This is a genomic window from Rhodococcus sp. LMD, from assembly GCF_056108245.1.
Window position 1 is genome coordinate 1,894,722 of the sequence record NZ_CM148557.1, and the last position, 22,929, is coordinate 1,917,650.

General features: G+C 70.4%; 25 protein-coding genes and 1 tRNA gene. 12 read left to right on the forward strand and 14 right to left on the reverse strand.

The window, feature by feature from the left end:
• Positions 1-10: 10 nt before the first annotated feature.
• Together glgB and ACWPQI_RS08900 are read right to left on the reverse strand one after the other, a co-directional pair.
• On the reverse strand, positions 11-2,209 hold the full coding sequence (glgB, locus tag ACWPQI_RS08895; protein ID WP_017681053.1) for a 1,4-alpha-glucan branching protein GlgB: 2,199 nt from the start codon (positions 2,207-2,209) through the stop codon (positions 11-13).
• Positions 2,206-4,248, reverse strand: a complete 2,043-nt coding sequence (locus ACWPQI_RS08900) for an alpha-1,4-glucan--maltose-1-phosphate maltosyltransferase (protein WP_017681054.1) — start codon at positions 4,246-4,248, stop codon at positions 2,206-2,208. Before ACWPQI_RS08900 ends, glgB begins: the two co-directional genes overlap by 4 nt.
• Positions 4,249-4,596: 348 nt before the next feature.
• Between ACWPQI_RS08900 and glgP the strand changes: the two genes are divergently transcribed.
• Positions 4,597-7,176, forward strand: a complete 2,580-nt coding sequence (glgP, locus tag ACWPQI_RS08905) for an alpha-glucan family phosphorylase (RefSeq protein WP_026137841.1) — start codon at positions 4,597-4,599, stop codon at positions 7,174-7,176.
• A 7-nt stretch (positions 7,177-7,183) separates the two neighbouring features.
• Here glgP and ACWPQI_RS08910 read toward each other — a convergent pair whose 3' ends face one another.
• A complete protein-coding gene (locus tag ACWPQI_RS08910; RefSeq protein WP_010596745.1) occupies positions 7,184-7,753 on the reverse strand; it encodes a TetR/AcrR family transcriptional regulator in 570 nt (189 codons plus the stop codon).
• A 92-nt stretch (positions 7,754-7,845) separates the two neighbouring features.
• Between ACWPQI_RS08910 and ACWPQI_RS08915 the strand changes: the two genes are divergently transcribed.
• The 3 genes from ACWPQI_RS08915 to ACWPQI_RS08925 all read left to right on the forward strand — a co-directional run bounded on the left by ACWPQI_RS08915 (position 7,846) and on the right by ACWPQI_RS08925 (position 9,830).
• Positions 7,846-8,769: an alpha/beta fold hydrolase gene (locus ACWPQI_RS08915; protein ID WP_040271604.1), complete on the forward strand. Its 924-nt coding sequence runs from the start codon at positions 7,846-7,848 to the stop codon at positions 8,767-8,769.
• Positions 8,750-9,256 carry an HPP family protein gene (locus ACWPQI_RS08920; protein WP_017681057.1) on the forward strand — a complete coding sequence of 169 codons (507 nt, stop codon included), beginning with the start codon at positions 8,750-8,752 and terminating at the stop codon, positions 9,254-9,256. Before ACWPQI_RS08915 ends, ACWPQI_RS08920 begins: the two co-directional genes overlap by 20 nt.
• Positions 9,257-9,371: 115 nt before the next feature.
• Entirely contained in the window at positions 9,372-9,830 is a 459-nt protein-coding gene (locus tag ACWPQI_RS08925) for an ATP-binding protein (RefSeq protein WP_010596748.1), read from the forward strand.
• Between the two features lie 264 nt (positions 9,831-10,094).
• On the opposite strand, the gene ACWPQI_RS08930 is transcribed toward ACWPQI_RS08925, so the two are convergent.
• A complete protein-coding gene (locus ACWPQI_RS08930) occupies positions 10,095-10,277 on the reverse strand; it encodes a hypothetical protein (protein WP_010596749.1) in 183 nt (60 codons plus the stop codon).
• Positions 10,278-10,324: 47 nt separating this feature from the next.
• Positions 10,325-10,519: a hypothetical protein gene (locus ACWPQI_RS08935; protein ID WP_225223441.1), complete on the reverse strand. Its 195-nt coding sequence runs from the start codon at positions 10,517-10,519 to the stop codon at positions 10,325-10,327.
• Positions 10,520-10,792: 273 nt separating this feature from the next.
• Between ACWPQI_RS08935 and ACWPQI_RS08940 the strand changes: the two genes are divergently transcribed.
• Positions 10,793-11,494 carry an ANTAR domain-containing protein gene (locus ACWPQI_RS08940; RefSeq protein ID WP_474738765.1) on the forward strand — a complete coding sequence of 234 codons (702 nt, stop codon included), beginning with the start codon at positions 10,793-10,795 and terminating at the stop codon, positions 11,492-11,494.
• A 29-nt stretch (positions 11,495-11,523) separates the two neighbouring features.
• Here ACWPQI_RS08940 and ACWPQI_RS08945 read toward each other — a convergent pair whose 3' ends face one another.
• From ACWPQI_RS08945 to ACWPQI_RS08960, 4 genes are all read right to left on the reverse strand, one after another.
• A complete protein-coding gene (locus ACWPQI_RS08945) occupies positions 11,524-11,727 on the reverse strand; it encodes a cold-shock protein (RefSeq protein WP_017681061.1) in 204 nt (67 codons plus the stop codon).
• Between the two features lie 127 nt (positions 11,728-11,854).
• Positions 11,855-13,885, reverse strand: a complete 2,031-nt coding sequence (locus ACWPQI_RS08950) for an ATP-dependent DNA helicase (protein WP_017681062.1) — start codon at positions 13,883-13,885, stop codon at positions 11,855-11,857.
• A 25-nt stretch (positions 13,886-13,910) separates the two neighbouring features.
• Positions 13,911-14,489, reverse strand: a complete 579-nt coding sequence (locus ACWPQI_RS08955; protein ID WP_017681063.1) for an isochorismatase family protein — start codon at positions 14,487-14,489, stop codon at positions 13,911-13,913.
• Between the two features lie 5 nt (positions 14,490-14,494).
• Positions 14,495-15,841, reverse strand: a complete 1,347-nt coding sequence (locus ACWPQI_RS08960) for a nicotinate phosphoribosyltransferase (RefSeq protein WP_017681064.1) — start codon at positions 15,839-15,841, stop codon at positions 14,495-14,497.
• Positions 15,842-15,889: 48 nt separating this feature from the next.
• On the opposite strand from ACWPQI_RS08960, the gene clpS reads away from it, so the two are divergent.
• Genes clpS through ACWPQI_RS08975 form a run of 3 tightly spaced genes read left to right on the forward strand, consistent with a single transcriptional unit; the run spans position 15,890 to position 18,010 of the window.
• A complete protein-coding gene (clpS, locus tag ACWPQI_RS08965; protein WP_017681065.1) occupies positions 15,890-16,273 on the forward strand; it encodes an ATP-dependent Clp protease adapter ClpS in 384 nt (127 codons plus the stop codon).
• Between the two features lie 55 nt (positions 16,274-16,328).
• The gene (aosR, locus tag ACWPQI_RS08970) at positions 16,329-16,907 is read left to right on the forward strand and encodes an oxidative stress transcriptional regulator AosR (protein ID WP_010596757.1); all 579 of its coding nucleotides are present in this window, start codon (positions 16,329-16,331) and stop codon (positions 16,905-16,907) included.
• Entirely contained in the window at positions 16,904-18,010 is a 1,107-nt protein-coding gene (locus tag ACWPQI_RS08975; protein WP_017681067.1) for a P1 family peptidase, read from the forward strand. Before aosR ends, ACWPQI_RS08975 begins: the two co-directional genes overlap by 4 nt.
• A gap of 5 nt (positions 18,011-18,015) precedes the next feature.
• On the opposite strand, the gene ACWPQI_RS08980 is transcribed toward ACWPQI_RS08975, so the two are convergent.
• Positions 18,016-18,168, reverse strand: a complete 153-nt coding sequence (locus ACWPQI_RS08980; protein ID WP_010596760.1) for a hypothetical protein — start codon at positions 18,166-18,168, stop codon at positions 18,016-18,018.
• A 156-nt stretch (positions 18,169-18,324) separates the two neighbouring features.
• Between ACWPQI_RS08980 and ACWPQI_RS08985 the strand changes: the two genes are divergently transcribed.
• From ACWPQI_RS08985 to rdgB, 4 genes are all read left to right on the forward strand, one after another.
• Complete coding sequence (locus ACWPQI_RS08985) at positions 18,325-18,951, forward strand: rhomboid family intramembrane serine protease (RefSeq protein WP_010596761.1); 627 nt, start codon at positions 18,325-18,327, stop codon at positions 18,949-18,951.
• Positions 18,952-19,075: 124 nt separating this feature from the next.
• Positions 19,076-19,837, forward strand: coding sequence for a cyclic nucleotide-degrading phosphodiesterase (locus ACWPQI_RS08990; RefSeq protein WP_010596762.1), 762 nt, complete (start codon positions 19,076-19,078; stop codon positions 19,835-19,837).
• 13 nt (positions 19,838-19,850) lie between these two features.
• The gene (rph, locus tag ACWPQI_RS08995) at positions 19,851-20,639 is read left to right on the forward strand and encodes a ribonuclease PH (RefSeq protein ID WP_010596763.1); all 789 of its coding nucleotides are present in this window, start codon (positions 19,851-19,853) and stop codon (positions 20,637-20,639) included.
• 1 nt (position 20,640) lies between these two features.
• On the forward strand, positions 20,641-21,258 hold the full coding sequence (rdgB, locus tag ACWPQI_RS09000) for an RdgB/HAM1 family non-canonical purine NTP pyrophosphatase (protein WP_010596764.1): 618 nt from the start codon (positions 20,641-20,643) through the stop codon (positions 21,256-21,258).
• A 141-nt stretch (positions 21,259-21,399) separates the two neighbouring features.
• Here rdgB and ACWPQI_RS09005 read toward each other — a convergent pair whose 3' ends face one another.
• From ACWPQI_RS09005 to ACWPQI_RS09020, 4 genes are all read right to left on the reverse strand, one after another.
• Positions 21,400-21,786 (reverse strand): DUF3817 domain-containing protein, encoded by a 387-nt coding sequence (locus tag ACWPQI_RS09005; protein WP_010596765.1) that lies wholly within the window; start codon positions 21,784-21,786, stop codon positions 21,400-21,402.
• Positions 21,783-22,202: a hypothetical protein gene (locus ACWPQI_RS09010; RefSeq protein ID WP_010596766.1), complete on the reverse strand. Its 420-nt coding sequence runs from the start codon at positions 22,200-22,202 to the stop codon at positions 21,783-21,785. Before ACWPQI_RS09010 ends, ACWPQI_RS09005 begins: the two co-directional genes overlap by 4 nt.
• A gap of 71 nt (positions 22,203-22,273) precedes the next feature.
• Positions 22,274-22,355, reverse strand: a tRNA-Leu gene (locus tag ACWPQI_RS09015).
• A gap of 47 nt (positions 22,356-22,402) precedes the next feature.
• The gene (locus ACWPQI_RS09020; RefSeq protein WP_059174781.1) at positions 22,403-22,885 is read right to left on the reverse strand and encodes an HNH endonuclease signature motif containing protein; all 483 of its coding nucleotides are present in this window, start codon (positions 22,883-22,885) and stop codon (positions 22,403-22,405) included.
• Positions 22,886-22,929 lie beyond the last annotated feature (44 nt).

The following is a 22,929-nucleotide window of genomic DNA, read 5'->3' on the forward strand; positions in this document are numbered from 1 at the left end:
AGGACGGCGGTCACCGCTGCAGCGTCAGCCAGATCGCACCGTAAGCAGGCAGCGTCACCTCCGCCGACGCCGGGCGCCCGTGCCAGGAGCGTGCCGTGGCCGTCACGGCACCGAGGTTGCCGATGCCGTTGCCCTGGTAAGCCGTCGAATCCGTGTTGAGGATCTCCGACCACTGTCCTGTTTCGGGTAGTCCGACACGATAGTCCGAATGGGTCGATCCGGAGAAGTTGAACAAGCACGCCACGACCGAACCGTCGCTCCCGTGCCGGAGGAAACTCAGCACGTTGTTCGCCGAGTCGTTGGCGTCGATCCACGAGTACCCGCTCGGTGAGGTGTCCAGCGTCCAGAGGGCGGGGTGTTCCCGGTAGATCCGGTTGAGGTCGGTGACGAGCTGGTGGACGCCCTGGTGCAGCGGCCCGTTGTGCGGATCGTCGAGCTGCCACCAGTCCAGGCCCCGTTCCTCGGACCACTCCGCGGTCTGGCCGAACTCCTGTCCCATGAACAGCAGTTGCTTGCCGGGGTGCGCCCACATGTACGCGAGCAGTCCGCGCAGGCCGGCGGCCTGTTCCCGGTCGCCGCCCGGCATCCGGGTCCAGAGCGTGCCCTTGCCGTGCACGACCTCGTCGTGGCTGATGGGCAGGACGAAGTTCTCACTCCAGGCGTACACCAGGGAGAAGGTGATCTCGTGGTGGTGGTACGTGCGATGCACCGGGTCCCGGCCGATGTATCCGAGAGTGTCGTGCATCCAGCCCATGTTCCATTTCATGGAGAACCCGAGACCGCCCGCATGGGTCGGCCGGGTGACGCCGGGCCAGGCCGTGGACTCCTCGGCGACCGTGACGACGCCGGGGTGGAGCTTGTGCACGGTCGCGTTCATCTCCTGCAGGAAGGCCACCGCTTCGAGATTCTCCCGGCCGCCGTACACGTTGGGGGTCCAGCCGCCCTCGGGCCGCGAGTAGTCGAGGTAGAGCATCGAGGCGACCGCGTCGACGCGCAGGCCGTCGATGTGGAACTCGTCGATCCAGTACAGCGCGTTGGCGACGAGGAAGTTGCGCACCTCCCGGCGACCGAAGTCGAACACGTACGTGCCCCAGTCCAGCTGTTCGCCGCGGTGCGGATCCGGATGTTCGTAGAGGGCGCTGCCGTCGAACCGGGCCAGCGCCCACTCGTCCTTCGGGAAGTGGGCGGGCACCCAGTCCACGATCACGCCGATGCCGGCGGCGTGCAGCCGGTCGACGAACGCACGGAACTCGTCGGGCGTGCCGAATCGCGCAGTGGGTGCGTAGTACGACGTGACCTGGTAGCCCCACGAGCCGCCGAAGGGGTGCTCGGCGACCGGCAGCAGCTCGACATGGGTGAAACCGGCCGCCGCGACGTACTCGGCGAGCTGGTCGGCCAGCTCGCGGTATCCGAGACCGGGCCGCCACGAGCCGAGGTGCACCTCGTAGACGCTCATCGGCTCCTGCCACGGGCGGGATTCGGCCCGGGCGGCGAGCCAGGCGTCGTCGCCCCACTCGTAGCTGCTCCGGTGCACCACCGAGGCCGTCGCCGGGGGTACCTCGGTGGCGAACGCCATCGGGTCGGCCTTGTCCTGGACCGAGCCGTCGCGGCCGTGGATCCGGAACTTGTACAGCGCACCCGGCTCCACGTCGGGCAGGAACAGTTCCCACACGCCGCTGGAACCGAGGACCCGCATCGGCGCGAGCCGGCCGCCCCAGCCGTCGAAGTCGCCGACGACCGTGACGCCCCGCGCGCCGGGCGCCCACACCGCGAACGACGTGCCCCGGACCGGGCCGTCGGGGGTTTCGTACGAACGCTGATGCGCCCCGAGGATCTCCCACAGCCGCTCGTGCCGGCCCTCGGCGAACAGGTGCAGGTCCAGCTCCCCGAGCGTGGGCAGGAAGCGGTACGGGTCCGCGACGACGACGGTGTGCTCGAACGGGTAGGTCACCACGAGGCGGTAGTCCGACAGGTCGTGCACCGGGACGAGCGCGCTGAAGACATCGTGACCGAGGGGCTCGAGGGGATGATCGATGCCGCCGATGCGCACCGCCACCTTCTCCGCCTGCGGGCGCAGAGCCCGGATGATCGTGCCTTCGGGATGTGGATGGGCGCCGAGCACCGAGTGCGGATCGTGGTGCTCGCCGGCCGTCAGCCGGGCCAGGTCGTGCGGGGTGGGGGAGTGGCGACGAATCGGGGGCACGGTCACGAGTTCCTCCTGTAGGCGAGGGTGGTTCGCGTCGGCACCCCGATCGGCGGCAACGCCAGAATGTGCGCGACGGCGCGCCAGGGTTCGAGCCGGACGAAGTTGGCCTGACCCCACGAGTACTGCGCGCCGGACACCTCGTCGAACACCGTGAGCTGGTCGTGCCATTCGTGACCGAGCGCCGGCATGTCCAGCCAGATGGTGCCCTGCTCGGCCCCGAAGGGATTGAGGTTGATCACGGCGAGAACCGAATCCCCGGTCCGGGGATCGAATTTCGAATACGCGATCAGGGCGTCGTTGTCGATGTGGTGGAAGTGGATGTTGCGCAGCTGCTGCAGAGCCGGGTGGGCCCGCCGGATGCGGTTGAGCGTGGCGATCCACGGCTCGAGCGATTCACCGCGACGGCGGGCCTCGTCGAACCGTCGCGGACGTAGCTGGTACTTCTCCGAGTCGAGATACTCCTCGCTGCCCGGTCGCAGCGGGATGTGCTCGTAGAGTTCGTAACCGGAGTACACCCCCCACGACGGTGCGAGCGTGGCGGCCAGTGCCGCGCGCAGCGCGAACATCCCGGGGCCGCCGTGCTGCAGGGTCTCGTGGAGGATGTCGGGGGTGTTGACGAACAGGTTCGGACGCGCCTCGTCCGCCTTCGCCGCGATCTCCTGGCCGAACTCGGTCAGCTCCCACTTGGCGACGCGCCACGTGAAGTACGTGTAGGACTGCGTGAACCCGCGTCGGGCGAGCCCGTACATGCGGGCGGGCCGGGTGAACGCCTCGGACAGGAACAGCACGTCGGGGTCGGTGCGCTTGACCTCGGCGATCAGCCACTCCCAGAAGTTCGGTGGCTTGGTGTGCGGGTTGTCGACGCGGAAGATCTTGACGCCGAAGCTGATCCAGTGCCGCACCACGCGCAGTACCTCGGCGTAGATGCCGTCCGGATCGTTGTCGAAGTTGACCGGATAGATGTCCTGGTACTTCTTGGGCGGGTTCTCCGCATAGGCGATTGTGCCGTCCGGCAGGACCGTGAACCACTCGGGGTGCTCCTTCGCCCACGGGTGGTCCGGGGCGCACTGCAACGCCAGGTCGAGAGCGACCTCGAGATCCAGTTCGCGCGCACGGGCGACGAAGGCGCGGAAGTCGTCCTCCGTGCCGAGCTGGGGGTGGATCGCGTCGTGGCCGCCCTCGTCGGAACCGATGGCCCAGGGCGAGCCCACGTCGTCCGGGCCGGCGGTGAGGGTGTTGTTCGGTCCCTTCCGGTTGATCTTGCCGATGGGATGGATGGGCGGCAGATACACCACGTCGAATCCCATCGCGGCGACCCGCGGCAGCTCCGCCGCGGCGGTGGCGAAGGTGCCGTGCCGGGGTGTGCCGTCCTCGTTCCAGCCGCCCGTCGAGCGGGGAAAGAACTCGTACCAGGAACCGAACAGTGCCCGTTCCCGGTCGACCACGGCGGTGTATGCCTTCCCGCGGGTGACCAGCTCGCGCAGGGGATTGGCCCGCATGATCTCGGTGATGTCGGCGGCGAAGGCGGGCGCGATCCGGTCGGCCAGCGGCCGCTCCGAACGCAGCGCCGCGGCGACGGCGAGCAGGGCCGGCCGGTTGGGGCGCGGCGCGGTCTTGGCGGCCTTCTCGAACAGCCGGGCGCCGATCTCGATGTCGTTCGCGAGGTCTTCCGGGCCCTGCCCGGCGGCGACCTTCGCGTCCACCGCGTGCCGCCACGTGGTGACCGGGTCGCTCCAGGCCTCGACGCGGTAGGTCCACAGTCCCGGACTGGTAGGGGTGAATACGGCGTGGAAGGTGTCGGGTGCTTCGCCGGGAACCATCGGAATCCGGATCAGCTTTCCCTCGCTTTCCGGGTCCGAGCCCGGCCCGCGCACGGCCAGGGTGGCGGCGACGGCGTCGTGACCCTCGCGCCACACGACCGCCGACACGGGAAGCACCTCCCCGACGACGGCCTTGACCGGATGTCGCCCGCCCGAGATGTCGGGACGGACATCGTCGATGCCGAGCCGTCCTGTTGCGCTGGCTCCGATTCGACCTGTCACGCTCGCTCCGTTCCGTCTGTCACGCTGGCTCCGTTCCCTTGCACGGACTGCTGACGAGCCCGTCGGACGCGGCCCGTCTCCAACCGTAATGGAGGGGCGCACCGCCGTCCCCTCGTGCGACGCGTAACGTCGCCGGAGCTCCCAGACAGCTGTTACCCGGCGCCGACGCGACTAAACGGGAGGGGCATCGGCGCCCTCGTCCGAGTCCTGCCGCCGACACGAACCGCCCCTTCGAGGCGCGGCACGGAAACGTCCCCGGCCTGTTCGCCGGACACCCGGCCCGGCCGCCGGACGTCTGCCGCATTTGCCGGTCTTCGCGGACGGCGGATTGTCGGTAGTCTTCCCGGGGTGAGAGCCTTGCGTCGGTTCACCGTACGAGCCCACCTTCCCCAGCGGCTGGCCGGGCTGGGCCCGCTCGCCGTCAACCTGCGCTGGTCGTGGCACACACCCACGCAGGACCTGTTCGCCTCGATCGATCCCGGCCTGTGGCGTCGCGTCGAGCAGGACCCGGTGCGGATGCTCGGCGAAGTGCCGCCGGCCCGTCTCGACGCGCTCGCCGCGGACGAGGAGTTCCTCGCACGGCTCGACGCCGAGTCGGCCGATCTCGACGACTATCTCGCGAGACCGCGCTGGTACCAGCACGAACAGAACGAGGGCACCCGGCTGCCGTCCGGCATCGCCTACTTCTCCATGGAGTTCGGTGTTTCCGAGGTCCTGCCGAACTACTCCGGCGGACTCGGCATCCTGGCCGGTGACCACCTCAAGGCGGCCTCGGACCTCGGACTGCCGCTCATCGGTGTCGGCCTGCTCTACCGTTCCGGCTACTTCCGGCAGTCCCTGACCGCCGACGGATGGCAGAGCGAGCACTACCCGAACTACGACCCGCAGGGGCTGCCGTTGCGGCTGCTGACCGAGGCGGACGGCACCCCCGCGCTGATCCAGGCCGCGATGCCCGGCCATCGCACCCTCACCGCCCGAGTGTGGATCGCCCAGGTCGGTCGCGTTCCGTTGCTGCTGCTCGACTCGGACATCGCCGAGAACGACGAGGAACTGCGCGGGGTCACCGACCGTCTCTACGGCGGCGACCAGGACCATCGCATCAAGCAGGAGATCCTGGCCGGGGTCGGCGGAGTACGCGCCGTCCGGGCCTACACCCGCATCGCGGGACTGCCCGATCCCGAGGTGTTCCACATGAACGAGGGACACGCCGGGTTCCTGGGTGCCGAACGCATTCGCGAACTGGTCACGGGCGCCGGTCTGGACTTCGACGAGGCGCTCGCCGCCGTACGCGCCGGCACCGTCTTCACCACCCACACCCCGGTGCCCGCGGGCATCGACCGGTTCCCGGCGGAACTCGTCCGGCACTACTTCTCCGGGCCGAACGGCGAGAACGAGTCGGCGCTGCTGCCCGGCCTGGGAGTGGACCGCATTCTCGCCCTCGGCCGGGAATCGGACTCGCGGGTGTTCAACATGGCTCATCTCGGTCTGCGGCTCGGCCAGCGCTGCAACGGCGTGTCGAAGCTGCACGGCCGGGTCAGCCGCGAGATGTTCGTCGACCTGTGGCCCGGCTTCGACGCAGGCGAAGTCCCGATCGGGTCGGTGACCAACGGCGTGCACGCGCACACGTGGGCCGCCCGGGAGTGGCTCGAGTTCGCCAACCGCCTCGCCGGTCCCGACCGGGTGGAGGAAGCCAAGGGCTGGGAACTGCTGCAGACGGTCGAACCGCGCGAGCTGTGGGTCACCCGTAACACGTTGCGTGCGCAACTGGTGGAGGAGATCCGCCGGCGGCTGCGCCGGTCCTGGCTCCAGCGCGGCGCCACCGAGGCCGAACTCGGCTGGGTGGACGGGGTGTTCGACCCGCACGTTCTCACCGTCGGGTTCGCGCGCCGGGTGCCGACCTACAAGCGGCTCACCCTGATGCTGCGCGACCCGGAACGACTGCGGGCCCTGCTGCTCGACGAGGACCGTCCCGTGCAACTCGTCGTCGCCGGCAAGAGTCACCCCGCCGACGACGGCGGGAAGGCACTGATCCAGCAGGTGGTGCGGTTCGCCGATGCGGCCGACGTGCGTCACCGCATCGTCTTCCTGCCGGACTACGACATGTCCATGGCCCGGTATCTCTACTGGGGCTGCGACGTGTGGCTGAACAATCCGCTGCGTCCGCTCGAGGCATGCGGGACGTCCGGGATGAAGTCGGCTCTCAACGGCGGGCTCAACCTCTCCATCCGCGACGGCTGGTGGGACGAGATGTACGACGGTGAGAACGGCTGGGCCATCCCCACCGCGGACGGGGTGATGGACGAACATCGCCGGGACGATCTCGAGGCCAGCGCCCTGTACGAGTTGCTCGAGCGGTCGGTCCTGCCGCGGTTCTACGACCGGGACGGCAGCGGTGTACCCAGGCGATGGATCGAAATGGTGCGGCACACGCTCCAGAACCTCGGTCCGAAGGTGCTCGCCTCCCGCATGGTCCGGGACTACACCGTGCAGTACTACGCGCCGGCCGCTGCCGCCGCACGCGAGGCGGTCGCCGACGGCTTCGCCGGGGCGCGGCAGCTCGCCCACTACCGGCGCCGCGCCGAGGCCGCATGGCCGGCCGTGCGGGTGGCCCAGGTCGACAGCGCCGGACTGCCGGACATCCCGGAGATCGGGTCCAAGCTGGCCCTGACCGCCCACGTGTACCTCGGTGGTCTCCGTGCCGGCGACGTGGTCGTGCAGGCGGTCGTCGGCCGGGTCGGACCCGACGACACCCTGTCCGACGTGGTGACGGTGCCGATGCGGCACACGGGCACGGATCCGCTGGGCGAGGTCTTCGAGGTCGAGGTCGCGCTGCCGATGGCCGGGTCGGTCGGCTACACGGTGCGGGTGCTTCCGCACCACGAGCTGCTCGCGTCGGACGTCGAACTCGGCAAGGTCGTGCTCGCCTAGCTGGTCCTCAGCTCGGGGTTCGGGGGCCGCTCGCGTCGAGCAGGACGCGTGCGGCGTCGCGGGCCTGCCGGGCGACGGCGGGGGAACCGGAGATCGCCGCCGTCGCCATGGCCCCGTTGGCCAGGATCGCCAGCTGGTCGCCCAGTGCCGGGGGGCTACCCGCGTCCGCGACGAGTCCGCGCAGGTAGCGCCGGAACGCGTCCTTGTGCGCGCGGGCGATCTCGGCGACGTCGCCGGAGATGCCGCCGAGTTCGCCGAACGTGTTGATGAACGTGCAGCCGCGGAAGTCGCTGCAGGCGAACCATTCCTCGAGAAAGTCGAACACCGCGAGTACCCGCTCGCGCGGATCGGCGCGGGCGTCGACATACCGGCGCAGATCCGTCAGCACGGTGTGATCACGCCGGGTCAGTACGGCCGCCACGAGCCGGTCCTTGGCGGGGTAGAGCTGATAGAGCCGCTTGAGCGACACCCCGGAGCGGGACCGGATCGTGTCCATGCCGACGGCCTGGATGCCGTGCTCGTTGAACAGTTCCTCGGCGGCATCGAGCAGCCGGGTCTGCGCGGTGTCCGCGTCCATCGAGCCCCTCCTCTTGCGTAGAGAACCATCGTTCTCTACGCTACACCCCGTACTGGAGAACGATCGTTCTCCGACCGATCCGAGGAGGACTCATGTCCGCTTCCGCCGTCCGTCACCGCACCGAAACCATCGACGGGCTCGACGTCTCCTACCGCGAGGCCGGGGACCCGGGCGCCCCCGCACTCGTTCTGCTGCACGGCTTCCCGTCCAGCTCGCACATGTTCCGGCATCTGCTCGGCGAGCTCGCCGACGAGTATCACCTCGTCGCCCCCGACCACATCGGCTTCGGGCGATCGGCGATGCCCCCTGTCCACGAGTTCGACTACAGCTTCGACCGTCTCGCGCAGGTCACCGCCGCGCTGCTCGACCGGATCGGGCTGACCCGCTTCGCCCTCTACCTCCACGACTACGGCGCCCCGATCGGCCTGCGGATCGCGGCCGGGAACCCCGAGCGCGTCACCGCGCTGATCACCCAGAGCGGCAACGCCTACCGCGAAGGGTTCACCCCGTTCTGGGAGCCCCTCTTCGCCCATGCGCAGGACCGCACCGCCCACGAACCCGCCGTCCGTGCCCTCCTCGAGCCGGAGGCGACCCGGTGGCAGTACGTCCACGGCGTGCCCGAGGACCGCCTCGACCGGGTCGCCCCGGAAGCCTGGCTGCTCGACCAGATGGGCCTCGATCGACCCGGCAACAAGGAGATCCAGCTCCAGTTGTTCTGGGACTACCAGTTCAACCTCGACGCGTACCCGGCGTTCCAGGAGTACTTCCGCGCCTGGCGGCCGCCGACCCTGGTGACGTGGGGTCGGGGCGACGAAATCTTCGGTCCCGCGGGTGCGGAAGCATTCGCCCGCGACCTCCCCGATGCGGAGATCCACCTGCTCGACGCAGGCCACTTCGCCCTCGAGACGCACGGGCCGGAGATCGCGAACCTCGTCCGCGGATTCCTGGGACGCACTCTGCCCGGACGCACCCCCGAGGCGGAAGGAGCCTGGTCGGATGCCCGCGCTGCTCGATGATGCACCGGACGGGTCCGGCCGTGCTCTGGCGGCCGCCCTCGCGCCGGGGGCGGTCGCGCTCGGCGCGGCCGGCGCGCTCGCCGCCCTCGAGAATTTCGCACACTGGGCGGTGTTCGGGCTGCCGTACGTTGCGTCCGCAGCCCTCATCGCTCTCGCACCCGGCACCCCGGCCGCCCGGCCCGGAGCGATCGTGCGCGCCTACCCCGCGGCCGCGGCCGCGGCGCTCGTCGTCGCGGCCGTTGCCGGTCCGTCGCAGGCCGGAGCCGCCGTCTCGGCGGGCCTCGCGGTCGTCGCCATGGCGCTGCTGCGGGCGCCGCACGTGCCCGCCGCCGTGTGTGCCGGCGCGATCGGGCTCACTGACCCGGGGATCGGCTACGTGGGAACCACGCTGGTCCCGGCGCTCCTCGTCGTCCTCGGCGTCGCGACCGTGGCCGGGCGGGTACTGCCCGGATTCGTCTATCCGGCGCGGGTCGCCCCTGCCGCCTGACCGGGACGGTCGCCGTCGCTGTGCGCACATGCTCGCTTCGAGGTATGGGACCGCGCCGCCGTGGGTATACACCGGATGCGTCCGACCGAGGACGCATCGAAATTCGAGGAGGAGGATGCACTCGCGACACGCCTCTCAGGCGTTCACATCGACCGGGATGTTCTACCGTGGGGTCCGCGCCGAGCCGGGCCAGGTGACGATGCTCCGGCAGGCCCTGGACCGGTGGCTGGACCGCCTCCACCTCGAGGCCGAACTCGGACAGGACGTGCTGCTCGCCAGCTACGAAGCGCTGGCCAACGTCGTCGAGCACGCGTACGCCGACGGACCCGGAGATCACCGCGGTGCGGTCGACCTGGAGGCCGTGTACCGACCCGACGAGCACTCCGTCGAGGTGGTCGTCACCGATCACGGCCGATGGCGGACCCCGGCGTCCGGCGACAGTTGCCGCGGCCATGGGCTCGCGCTGATCCGGACTCTGACGTCGCACACCGATGTCGTCTCCGTCCCCGACGGCACCTCGGTCTCGATGAGGTGGGACGTGGCGGATCACCCCGCGCTCGTCGCGGCACCGTGACCCGAGAGTGCGCGGCACCGTGACCCGAGAGTGCGCGGCACCGTGACCCGAGAGTGCGCGGCACCGTGACCCGAGAGTGCGCGGCACCGTGACCCGAGAGTGCGCGGCACCGTGACCCGAGAGTGCGCGGCACCGTGACCCGAGAGTGCGCGGCACCGTGACCCGACAGTGACGGATCACCGGCTTCCGGAAGCGCCCCCCTGCGGCGCTGTCCGGAAGCCGGTGATCCGGTCGGAGACCACCGACGCCGGGAGAACGTCGTGGTCAGCTTCTGGGGCCGCGCCGGCTCGACGCCCATCCCGGGCGCCGCCGGGTCGCGGCGGGTGTGCGGTCGACGCGTGTGTGGTCGTCCGCGAACATCGCGTCGATACGAGCCTTGATCTCGGCCGTGCTCATCGCCGAACCCGGGACGGTGCTCCGGTGGGCGAGGTGATCGGGGTGGTTCATCGGTTCCTTGCTCGGGTGGGCTCGGCAGAGCCGGTCGGATCGGGTGGTCAGGGGCGGATCATCAGGGCCGCGCCCGCGACCGTCGCGACCGTGAGGAGTGCCGCCAGGGCGCCGAGGGCGAGAGAATGACTGATTGCGACGACGAGCCCGCACGAGAGGGTGCCCGCGCCGGCGACGATCGCCGGCACCGAGAGCAGCGGCGAGCCATCGGCGGGGGTGGCGGAAGGGGCGACGTGAACCATGGGTGTTCCTTCTTCGCGGATCGTGTCCAGGAGGTACACCGACGTGGAACGACGAGCAGCCGACGTGTCGCGGTGTTCTCCCGAGAACTTGTCCACACGATTCGTGGAGAGCGAGAGGGGGAGCACCGGGGGTCGGGGCGGCTCCGATTAGAGCGTCGCCGGGATCTGGGGCGGACGCTCTGTGTATCAGGATATGTCATGTGACCCGAACGGCGCCAGCCGATCACTGTGATGTATGTCACTATTTGTGGGTACTGATGAAGGGACCGCAGCGTGTTCGACCAGGACGAATTCATGGCGGTACTGTCTCGATTCGCGCGCCGGCTGCCCACCTCCTACGACGTCGGGGCAGCGCTCGACGAACTCGTCGACGGAGTGACCGGCGTTCTGGGCCTCCTCGGTTGCGGGGTGAGCCTGCAGTGCGAGGGCCGGCTGCAGTTCGTCACCGCGGCCGCGGAGGTGGTAGGGAAGATGGAACGCTGCCAGGAGGACACCGGCGTGGGACCGTGCCGGTACGCGTTCGATCGTGGGCAACCCATCGCGGTCGCCGACGTGCGGCAACGCCAGGACCTGTGGCCGGAGTTCGCAGAGAAGGCGCGCGAGTACGGGATCGCGGCGGTGGCCGGGATCCCGATGCAGCTCGCGGACGAGAAGATCGGCGCCCTCGACATGTACGCGTGCGAACCACGCGACTGGGCGGATCGTGAGATCGCGGCGGCGCAGGTGTGTGCCGACATGGCCACCGGTTACATCGTCAACGCCAACAAGCTTCGGCAGCACGAGCAGTTGAACGCGCAACTGCAGACCGCTCTCGATTCGCGCATCGTCATCGAACAGGCGAAGGGCGTCATCGCGCAGGCCCGGAAAATCACCCCGGACGAGGCGTTCCGGCTGATCCGCGGCCACGCCCGCAGGAATCAGGCGCCCGTGCGGTCGGTCGCCAAGGCCATCGTCGACGTAGGTCTGCGGGTCTGAATGCCGCGCCGCGGCGGCGGCGCCGGTTCTCACACCGGGTGGACGTTCTCCGCCTGAGGTCCCTTCACGCCCAGCCCGACCTCGAACTCCACGCGCTGGCCCTCCGTCAGCGAGCGGAAGCCCGTGCCGGCGATCTCCGAGTAGTGGACGAAGATGTCGGGACCACCTCCGTCCTGGGCGATGAACCCGAACCCCTTCTCCTCGTCGAACCACTTGACGATGCCCTGTGGCATATCCGAAAGCCCCCTGTCCCTGCGGCCTTCGAATCCGGCCGCTGCGCCTGCTTCGATGCTGCCGCGAAACAGCCGGAAATTCCGGGAATCCCGGGAACGTATCGGGAACCGACGCGTCGCGGCTCGGTCAGCCGCGCAGCCGGGTGAGCGCCTTGCGCACCACCTCGGGGTCCGCGGTCTCCCAGAACGGTGGCAGCGACGCGCGCAGGTATCCGCCGTACCGGGCGGTCGCCAGGCGGGGATCGAGCACCGCCACGACCCCCCGGTCATCCGTGCTGCGCAGCAGCCGCCCGACGCCCTGCGCGAGCAGCAACGCCGCATGGGTGGCCGCCACCGACAGGAAGCCGTTGCCCCCGCGCGCCTCCACGGCCCGTTGCCGCGCCACCAGCAGCGGGTCGTCCGGCCGCGGGAACGGAATCCGGTCCAGGATCACGAGCGAGAGCGACGGCCCCGGGACGTCCACGCCCTGCCACAGCGACAGAGTCCCGAACAGTGACGTCGGTTCGTCGGCCGCGAACTTGTCCACCAAGGCGCCGGTTGCGTCCTCGCCCTGGCACAGGACGGGTGTGTCCAGACGCTCCCGCATCGCCTCCGCGGCCGCCTTCGCGGCGCGCATCGACGAGAAGAGTCCGAGCGTGCGCCCGCCGGCCGCGGCGACCAGCTCCGCGATCTCGTCCAGGTACGCGGGGGAGAGCCCGTCGCGGCCCGGCGGCGGCAGGTGCCTGGCGACGTACAGGATGCCGGACTTGGCGTGGTCGAACGGTGATCCCACATCCAGGGAGTTCCACCGCAGGTCCCCGTCGTCGGACGGCGGTTCGGTCCCCGACGCTGCGCCCGTGTCGCTGCGGGCCGGCGACTCCGGGGGCAGCCCCCAGTTGACGGCGAGCGCGTCGAACGAACCGCCGACCGTCAACGTCGCCGAGGTCAGCACGACCGTCGCCTCGGCGAACAGCCGGGAGCGCAGCAGTCCGCCGACGGACAGCGGCGCCATCCGCACCGTGTGCCGAGTGTTGCCGCGGAACTCGTCGGCGGCATGCCAGACGACGTCCCGACGCGCGGCGGGATCGGTCTCCTCGAAGGCGGTCAGCACCCGCACCGCGCAGTCGTGCACCTCGTCGACGTCCGCGAGCGCCTGGTTGCGGGCGGCGGCGGCCTCGGCGTCGAGCCCCGGCTTGGGCGGACCCAGTGCGGTGCGCGCGGCCCACGCCGCGTCCCGGATCGCGGCCAGCGCCGCGCCCGCACCGTCGGGCAACTCGTCCCACCGTCCCGGCGGCAGCTCCTCGAGCAGCGCCTCCCAGTTCTCCGCGGCTCCCTCGAGACGGTCCACGTCCGCGTCCTCGATCAATTTCACGCAGCGCCGCGCAGCTGCCGAGACGGTGCCGCCGGACAATTCGGCCGTCGCGACGCCGGTGACGCGGTCCACGAGTTCGTGCGCCTCGTCGACCACCACCACGTCGTGCTCGGGGAGGATCGACAGCCCGCTGATCGCGTCGATCGCCAGCAGGGCGTGGTTGGTGACGACCACGTCGACCTGCCCGGCCTCGGCCCGGGCGATCTCCGCGAAGCAGTCCTCACCGACCGGGCACCGCGACTTGCCCAGGCACTCGCGGGCGCTCACACTCACCTGACGCCACGCCTGGTCCGACACGCCCGGCACGAGGTCGTCGCGGTCGCCGGTGTCGGTCGTCGACGACCACTCCGTGACCCGCCGCACCTCCCGGCCGATCCGCGACAGCGCGAACGCATCGAACAGCTGGTCGTCGGCCGGGGGCTCCTCCGCCAGACCGGTGTGAATCTTGTTCAGGCACAGGTAGTTACCGCGGCCCTTGAGAATCGCGAACCGGGGACGCCGGCCCAGCGCCGTCGCCAGCGCGTCGGCCAATCGCGGCAGGTCCCGGTCCACCAGCTGACGCTGCAGCGCGATCGTCGCGGTGGAGACCACCACGGTCCGGCCCGTCTGCACCGCATACCGCACCGCCGGCACGAGATAGGCCAGCGACTTGCCGGTGCCGGTGCCGGCCTGGACGGCCAGGTGCTCACCGGTGTCCAGCGAATGCGCCACGGCCGACGCCATCGTCAGCTGGTTGCGCCGTTCCTTGCCGCCCAGCGCGTGCACCGCGGTGCGCAGCAGGTCGGGCACATTCGGGAGTTCGGGCACCGCGCCAGGGTACTGGGCACCACCGTCAGCTTCGTGGGCCGACCTGTCCGACCAGGTCCACACCCGCCGCCTGGAGCGACGAGAGGGCCGACTCGACGGTCGTCGCGCTCACCCCCGCGGTGTACGGCAGCAGCACCCGGGTCTCGAACCCCGCGGCCGCCGCATCGAGCGCGGTCGCCCGCACGCAGTGATCGGTCGCGATGCCCACGATGTCGACCTCGGTGACGCCGTGCCGGCGCAACCACTCGTCGAGCGACTCACCCGTGTCGTGACTGCCCTCGAAGCCCGAGTACGCGGCCTCGAACCTCCCCTTGGAGAAGACCGCCTCCACGCGGGCGGTGTCGAGCGCCGGATGGAACTCCGCACCCGGCGTTCCCACGCGGCAGTGCGGTGGCCACGAGTCGACGAAGTCCGGCTCGTCGGAGAAGTGCGCACCCGGATCGACGTGGTGATCCCGGGTGGCGACCACGTGCGCGTAGTCCCGCGCGTGCGCCGTCAGATACCGGCTGATATCGGCGGCGACCGCGGCACCGCCGGCCACGGCCAGCGACCCGCCCTCGCAGAAGTCGTTCTGTACGTCGACGACGATCAACGCCCGCGACATCGTCCTCACCTCACGAATCGGGTCGGCACCGCCGCGTCACCCGCCGACAGGGTCAGACCCTCCCAGGGAAGACTGATCAGCCCGTGGGCGAGCAACGCCCGGCTCTCCTCCAGCGTAGCCACGTCGTCGACGCGCTCGCCGTCACAGATCAGAGGAACCATCAGCTCGTGCACCACCTCGCCGTCGCCCTCCGGGACCGGGGCGTCCGCCGGGTAGATCACCTCTTCCACCAACGTGCCGGTCGGGCGCGCGAACCGCACCGCCCGCTTGGCGCCGCCCCGGGACTCCTTGTGGGCACTGCGCTTCTCCACCGGAATGCCGTCGACCTCGACCAGCTTGTAGACCATCCCGGCCGTCGGCGCGCCCGACCCGGTCACCAGCGACGTACCCACGCCGTACACGTCGACCGGCTCGGCGCGCAGACCCGCGATCGCGTACTCGTCCAGGTCACCCGACAACACGATCTTCGTGTTCGTCGCGCCCAGCTCGTCGAGCTGATCGCGCACCTGCCGGGCCAGCACGCCGAGATCACCCGAATCGATCCGGACGGCCCCGAGGCCGGTGCCGGCCACCTCGACGGCCGTGCGCACCCCGTTGGTGATGTCGTACGTGTCCACCAGGAGCGTGGTTCCCACCCCGAGCGTCTCGACCTGACTGCGGAACGCCGCCGCCTCGTCGCGACCCGCACCCGTCGTGTGCACCAACGTGAACGCGTGCGCCGCAGTACCCGTGCCCGGCACCCCGTACCGGCGTACCGCCTCGAGATTCGACGTCGCATCGAAGCCCGCCAGATACGCGGCCCGCGCACACGCGACCGCCGCCTCCTCGTGGGTGCGGCGCGACCCCATCTCGATCAGTGTGCGGCCGTCCGCGGCGCTGACCATCCGGGCCGCCGCCGAGGCCACCGCGCTGTCGTGGTTGAGGATCGACAGGATCAACGTCTCGAGCAGCACGCACTCGGCGAACGTGCCGCGCACCGCGAGCACCGGCGAACCGGGAAAGTAGAAGTCGCCCTCGCGGTAGCCCTCGATGTCGCCGGAGAACCGGTAGTCCCGCAGCCACTCCACGGTCGACGCGTCGAGGAATCGTCCCGCGACCGCGAGTTCCGCCTCGCCGAAGCGGAACGTCCCGAGCGCATCGATCAGCCGGCCGGTCCCACCGACCACGCCGTACCGGCGCCCGGGCGGCAGACGCCTCGCGAACACCTCGAACGTGCAAGGGCGGGAACCGGTGCCGTCCGCAAGGGCAGCCTCGAGCATCGTCAGCTCGTAGACGTCCGTGAACAGGGCGGTGCTCGCCGTCGCGGTCGGTCGGAGAAGGGAATCGGGCACCCGATCACTGTAGAGGGGCACGGTGGGATGCCGCTGTATCGGCAGGCGCGGACGCCGTACCCTGGAGCCATGGCGATGTGTTCCTCGACAAGCCCGTTCGACACCGCCCCCACGGATCCGTCCGACGCAGTCATCGTGGCTTCGTTCCCCACGGTCACCCTGGCGGCAGGGCAGGCAATGCCGGCGGAAGCCGAAGCCGTCGAGGAGATCGAAGCCGTCGACCGGCCCTGGGTCACCGTCGTGTGGGACGACCCGGTCAACCTGATGCACTACGTGGCGTACATCTTCCAGAAGCTGTTCGGGTACAGCAAGGCCAAAGCCACCGAACTGATGCTCAAGGTGCACAACGAAGGCAAGGCGGTCGTCTCGAGCGGTTCGCGTGACAAGATGGAACACGACGTGCAACGCCTGCACGCCGCGGGGCTGTGGGCGACGATGCAGCGGGCCGAGTGACCGGCCGCCCGTTCGCCGACAATTCCGACCGCGGAGCCAGGAGGAGCCGACCGACGTGCGGCAGTGGAGCAGGAAGAACTCGCTCGGAGGCGTGAAGCTGCGATCCGAGATGGACGCACACGAGGCGTCGGTGCTGCGTTCGCTCGTCGCATCCGTACTCGGCATGCTCGAAGAACGCGCCGCCGGCGCACCCCAGGACGACCTCGCCGCGCTCACCGGCCTGCGCACCGGCAACTCCGCCCCGCCGGACGTCCCCGCCCTGCGACGGTTGCTGCCCGACTTCCACCGGCCCGACGCCGACGCCACCGTGCATCCCGACGACGAATCGGCCGACCTCAACGGCGCCCTGCGCAGCCTGCACGAACCCGACATCATCGACGCCAAGCTCGCCGCCGGAGCCGTCATCCTGCGCACCGTCCCCGAATCGGGCGGGAAGGTGGTGCTCACCCCCGAACAGGCCGATGCCTGGCTGTACGGGCTCAACGACCTGCGGCTCGCGCTCGGCACCACCCTCGGCATCGACGACGACACCCCCGAGGCGCTCGACGAAGACGACCCGCGTGCCCCCCACCTCGACGTCTACCACTGGCTGACCTGGATGCAGGACTCCCTCGTCCAGGCGCTGATGCCGTGACGGCCGCGCCCGGACCCACCGACTCGCTCACCGACGTCGCCGGCATCCGCGTGGGGCACTGGCACGCCCTCGACGCCGAGGTCACCCTCGGCTCCGACGACACCTACGGCACGGGACGGGCCACCGGATGCACCGTCGTCGTCCCCGACCGCGCCGTCACGGCCGCCGTCGACGTCCGCGGCGGCGGTCCCGGCACCCGGGAAACCGACCTGCTCGACCCCAGCCACTCCGTGCAGCGCGTCGACGCCGTGCTCCTCACCGGCGGCAGCGCCTACGGTCTCGCCGCCGCCGACGGCGTGATGCGGTGGCTCGAGGAACAGGGACGCGGCATCGCGATGGGGCCGCCGGGCGCCGTCGTGCCCATCGTGCCCGGCGCAGTCGTCTTCGACCTGCCCGTGGGGGCATGGACCGCCCGCCCCACCGCCGACAGCGGATACCGGGCCGCCGCGGCGGCCACCGCGACCGTCGCGCGCGGCACCGTCGGCGCCGGGGTCGGTGCACGCGCCGGCACCGTCAAGGGCGGCATCGGCACCGCGAGCCTGACCCTGACCGACGGCCCCGCCGCCGGCGTCACCGTCGCCGCCCTCGTCGTCGCCAACCCCGTCGGGGCCGTGTTCGATCCCGAGACGGGCCTGCCGTGGGGCCTCGGGCCCACCCGGGCCGCCCGGCTCGGACTCGTCGCCCCGGCCGCCACCGAGATCGCCGCCGCCAACGCCCTCACACCGAAGGGCACCGCCCTCAACACCACCATCGGCGTCGTCGCCACCGATGCCGACCTGACCGCCGCCGCCTGCCGCCGCGTCGCCGTCGCCGGGCACGACGGACTCGCGCGGGCCGTCCGCCCCGCGCACTCGCCGCTCGACGGCGACACCCTCTTCGCCCTGGCCACCGGGACCGCGACGGTGCCCGCGCCGGCGCGCCCGATCCCCGACGCCTTCGCCCCCGAACTACCCGTGCTGGCCGCCGTGTGCGAGGTGGCCGCCGAGGTCGTCCAGCATGCCGTCGTCGACGCGGTGCTGCACGCGACCGCGGTCGCGGGCATCCCCGCCTACCGCGACCTGTTCCCGTCCGCCTTCACGACCGGGGGCGCCACGTCGCGCTGACGGGCTCAGCCCGGCGCACCCTCCGGCACACGCTTCATCTGGTCACCGCAACAGATCTCCGAATGCGCCATCTCCTCGTTGCACGGGCACGACTTCTCGTAGACGAGCTGCGCACCGCACTTCTCGCAGGCGTAGCGATCTCCGACGCTTCTGGGCACGACTGCCTCCCCGGGTGGACGGTGAGTTCCACGGTAGCCACCGCACCGCCGGAATACTGCGCTTTCCCGGGGCTCGCGCCCGGTGCCGAGCGGGGCGCACGTCGGTAGGCTCGAAGGCCAGGAACACCACGCAGGACACACGCGAAGGGCGAGCGCATGACCGTACCCGACGGTTCCCGTCCCGGGCTCCGGCCCGTCTGGCAGCGCGCCGCGCTCCTGATCGCCGGATTCGTCGCCCTGCTCTACGCAATCGAGGCCGTCGACGCCGCCGCGCCCGCCGAACTCGACTCCGCGGGCATCGAACCGAGAAGCGCCGACGGACTGTGGGGAGTGGTGTTCGCCCCCGTGCTCCACGCCGACTGGGCGCACTTGAGCGCCAACACCATTCCTCTGCTCGTGCTCGGATTCCTCGTGCTCGTCTCCGGGATCGGCCGCGGTCTGGCCGCCACCGCGATCATCTGGATCGTCGGGGGACTCGGTACCTGGCTCACCGCCGGTGCCGGCTTCGTGCACATCGGTGCGTCGATCCTCGTCTTCGGCTGGCTCACCTACCTGATCACGCGCGGCATCTTCACCCGGCAGGCGAACCAGATCGTCATCGGCGTGATCGTGCTGTTCGTCTACGGCAGCATCCTGTGGGGCGTGCTGCCCAGCGACCCGCGTGTCTCCTGGCAGGGGCACCTCTTCGGCGCCGTGGGCGGCGTTCTGGCCGCGTGGCTGCTCTCCGCCGACGAGCGTCGCCGGCGGCGTTCGCCGGCCGTGCCGACCTCGCCGTACCGGTGAGACGCACCCCCTCCCGGCAACTGACCGATCGGTAGGATCACAGCGTCGGCGCGACTGTGACATCTCTCGATCAATACCCGTGTTGGCTTCGTCGCAACCACAGGGACGTGGCAGCATGAGCCCCATGCGCATGACCGTCCTGGGGTGTTCCGGCAGCGTGGCCGGTCCGGATTCCGCCGCGTCGGGCTACCTGATCACCGCCCCGGGCACCCCGCCCCTGGTGATCGACTTCGGCCCCGGGGTCCTCGGGGCATTGCAGCGGTACGCCGATCCCGGCGAGGTCTCGCTGTTGCTCTCGCACCTGCACGCCGACCACTGCCTCGACATCCCGGGCCTGCTCGTCTGGCGGCGCTACTCCCCGAACCGCCCCACCGGACGCACCCTCGTCTACGGCCCCTCGGACACCAGCGTCCGCATCGGAGCCGCCTCCGCCGAGATCGCCGGCGAGATGGACGACGTCAGCGACACCCTGGACGTGCGTCCCCTCGCCGACGGAGAAGCCTTCCGCTTCGGCGCACTCACCATCCGCCCCGGCCGGGTCGACCACCCGCCCGAGGCATACGGATTCCGCATCACCAGCGACTCCGGACGCACCGTCGTCTACACCGGCGACACCGGCATGTGCGACGAGGTCGTCGACCTCGCGCGCGGTGCCGACGTCCTGCTGTCCGAAGCCTCCTGGACCCATGCGCCCGACGACCGGCCCGGCGGCATCCACCTCTCCGGCACCGAAGCCGGCCTGGTCGCCGCGCGTGCCGGGGTGGGGGAGTTGCTGCTCACCCACATCCCGCCGTGGACCTCGCGCGAGGACGTCATCGCCGAAGCCAAGGAGCAGTATTCCGGGCCCGTCCACGCGGTGTCCGCCGGGGACGTCTACCGCATCTAATAGGCTCGTCCGGGTGACCACACGAGAAGACGGCAGAGCGGACGACGAACTCCGCCCCATCCGGATCACCCGAGGATTCACCAACCACCCCGCGGGCTCGGTGCTCGTGGAATTCGGCCAGACCCGCGTCATGTGCACGGCCAGCGTCGAAGAAGGCGTACCACGCTGGCGCAAGGGTTCCGGTCTCGGCTGGCTCACCGCCGAATACGCGATGCTCCCCGCCGCCACACACACCCGCAGCGGCCGCGAATCCGTCAAAGGCAAGCTCGGCGGGCGCACCCAGGAGATCAGCCGCCTCGTCGGCCGCGCCCTGCGCGCCTGCATCGACCTCGCCGCGCTCGGCGAGAACACCATCGCCATCGACTGCGACGTCCTGCAGGCCGACGGCGGCACCCGCACCGCCGCCATCACCGGCGCCTACGTCGCGCTCGCCGACGCCGTCACGTGGCTCAGCGCTGCGGGCCGCCTCACCGACCCGCAGCCCATCTCGTGCGCCATCGCCGCCGTGAGCGTCGGCGTCGTCGACGGCCGCGTCCGTCTCGACCTGCCCTACGAGGAGGACGTGCGTGCCGAGGTCGACATGAACGTCATCGCCACCGACACCGGCACCCTCGTCGAGGTCCAGGGCACCGGCGAAGGTGCGACGTTCGCCCGCTCCACCCTCGACAAGATGCTCGACTCCGCGCTCGCCGGCATCGCCGAACTGTGCGAGATCCAGAAGCAGGCGCTCGAAGCGCCCTACCCGGGCACGCTCCCGCAGCCCGTGACACCCGAGCGCACCCGGAAGAAGTTCGGTGTCTGAGATGGTGCGGGTGCTCGTGGCGAGTCGCAACGCGAAGAAGCTGCGCGAGCTGCAGCGCGTCCTCGACTCCGCCGGGATCGCCGGGATCGACCTCGTCGGCCTCGACGCGGTGCCGCCCTACGACGAGGCGCCCGAGACCGGCGCGACGTTCGAGGAGAACGCGGCCGCCAAGGCGCGCGACGGCGCAGCCGCGACCGGAATGGCTTGCGTCGCAGACGATTCCGGTCTCGAAGTCGATGCCCTCAACGCGATGCCCGGGGTGCTGTCCGCGCGCTGGTCGGGACGGCACGGCGACGACCACGCCAACACCGAACTGCTGCTCGGGCAGCTGCAGGACGTCCCCGACGAGCGACGCGGGGCGGCGTTCGTCTCCGCCTGCGCCCTCGCCGTCCCCGGTGACGACGGCGAGATCGCGGTGCACGTCGTGCGCGGGGAGTGGCGCGGCGCCATCGTCCACAGCCCCCGAGGCGCCAACGGGTTCGGCTACGACCCGGTGTTCCGGCCGGAAGGCGAGGACCGCACCGCAGCCGAACTCAGCGCCGAGGAGAAGGACGCGTCGTCGCACCGCGGGCGGGCGCTGGCACAGCTCGTGCCGGACCTCGCCGCGCTCGCGCGCTAGACCGCCGCACCGAGCCGAGGATTCGAGCGCTGGGGATTCGAAGGCTGGGATTCGAGGGCTGGGGATTCGAGCGGAGAAACGGAATCCGCCCACGCCGTGGCGTGGGCGGATTCCGGTCGATCGCGTGGATGTGGGCCGGCGTCAGACGCCGAAATCGGCCTTGACCTGTTTCGTGCGCTGGTGCTCGACGAAGAACGACAGGAACGGGATCGTCCCGGCGAGGAGGGTGCCGATCGTGCGGCCCGCCGGCCAGCGCACCTTGATCGCCAGGTCGAGCGTGAGCACGAGATACACCGCGTAGACCCAGCCGTGGACCACGGCGATCCAGCCGGGAACGTTCTCGACCTTCAGGATGTACTTCGCGACCATCTCGCCGGTGAGCACGAGCAGCCACACGCCGGTGATCCACGCGAGCGCGCGATACCGGGTCAGAGCCGAGGCGATCTTCTTCCGGTCGGCTTCCGGGCGGGACTGCGGCGTGGTCGAACCGCTCGTCTGGTCGGGTGCCTGCTCGGGGGTCGTGCTCACTGAGCGCTCCTATCGGACCTGCGCGCCAGCTGCGCGAGGTAATCGTTGTACTCCAGCATCTGCCGGGCCTCCGGGTCGTCCGGATCGACGTCCGCGTTCGGATCGAACTGCGCGCGGGGCCGCTGGGGGAGGAGATCCTCGGGAATCTCGGTGGGTTCCTTCGGTTCCGACGCGCGCGGCGCCCCCGTGGCCTGACTCTCGGCGTCCTCGGTCTCGAGCTTCACGAACCGGCGATAGGCGTACACGCAGAAGAAGGCGAACGCGGGCCACTGCAGTGCGTAGCCGAGGTTCTGGAACGTGCCGCCCACGGCCTCGAACCGGGTCCACTGCCAGAAGCCGAGACCGAGGCAGCCGGCCGCGGCGACCGTCACCAGTACGACGAGGGCAAGGCGACGCGGCGGGCGGTTCTCGGACACGCCCTCAAAAGTACCCGAGCGGCCCCCCGACCTGCCAAGAGCGGTCGGGGGCCGTGGGAGAGGTCACGTAGTGCGCGAGGGGGGACTTGAACCCCCACGTCCGAAGACACGGCGTCCTAAGCGCCGCGCGTCTGCCTGTTCCGCCACTCGCGCGTACCAGCGTCACTTTACGCGATCACATCGGTGCTTCTTCGCTCGACCTATAGGGCTCCGAAGCGCTTTCTCCCTGCCCACGTCGGCGTTTGACTGTGGCAGTTGGGGCACAGGAATCGGATGTTCTCCGGACGGGAGTCGTTCGGATTCCCGTCGATGTGATCGACATGGAGCGTGATCGGAAAATCGCACCATTGATCCCCGAGGCCGCACCTCTCGCACTTGTACGCGCGGCCGGACTCGACGAGGGCGCGGCGGAGCAGAGGCGGTTTCTGTCGGGGAGCGCCGGTCGGTTTGCGGACGAGAACCTCCTTCCATTCGAGACGGTTCAGCGCACGCCCACCCCTGGTGTGCGCCGATCCAGTGAAGTGTGACGTGTCGATGCCCAGCTTCTTGATCCGCCGGCTCAGGTGGTGGTGCGAACCCCCGCTCGGAACGAGACCGAGGTAGCGCATGACCCCCGCCACGCTCGTCGAGCTTCGGACCGCTTCCTCGAGAATTTCCAATGTGTACTTCGTCGACCGCCCCATCATCCCCCCCGTATCGAATGTGTGTTCGATTCGAAGACTGTATC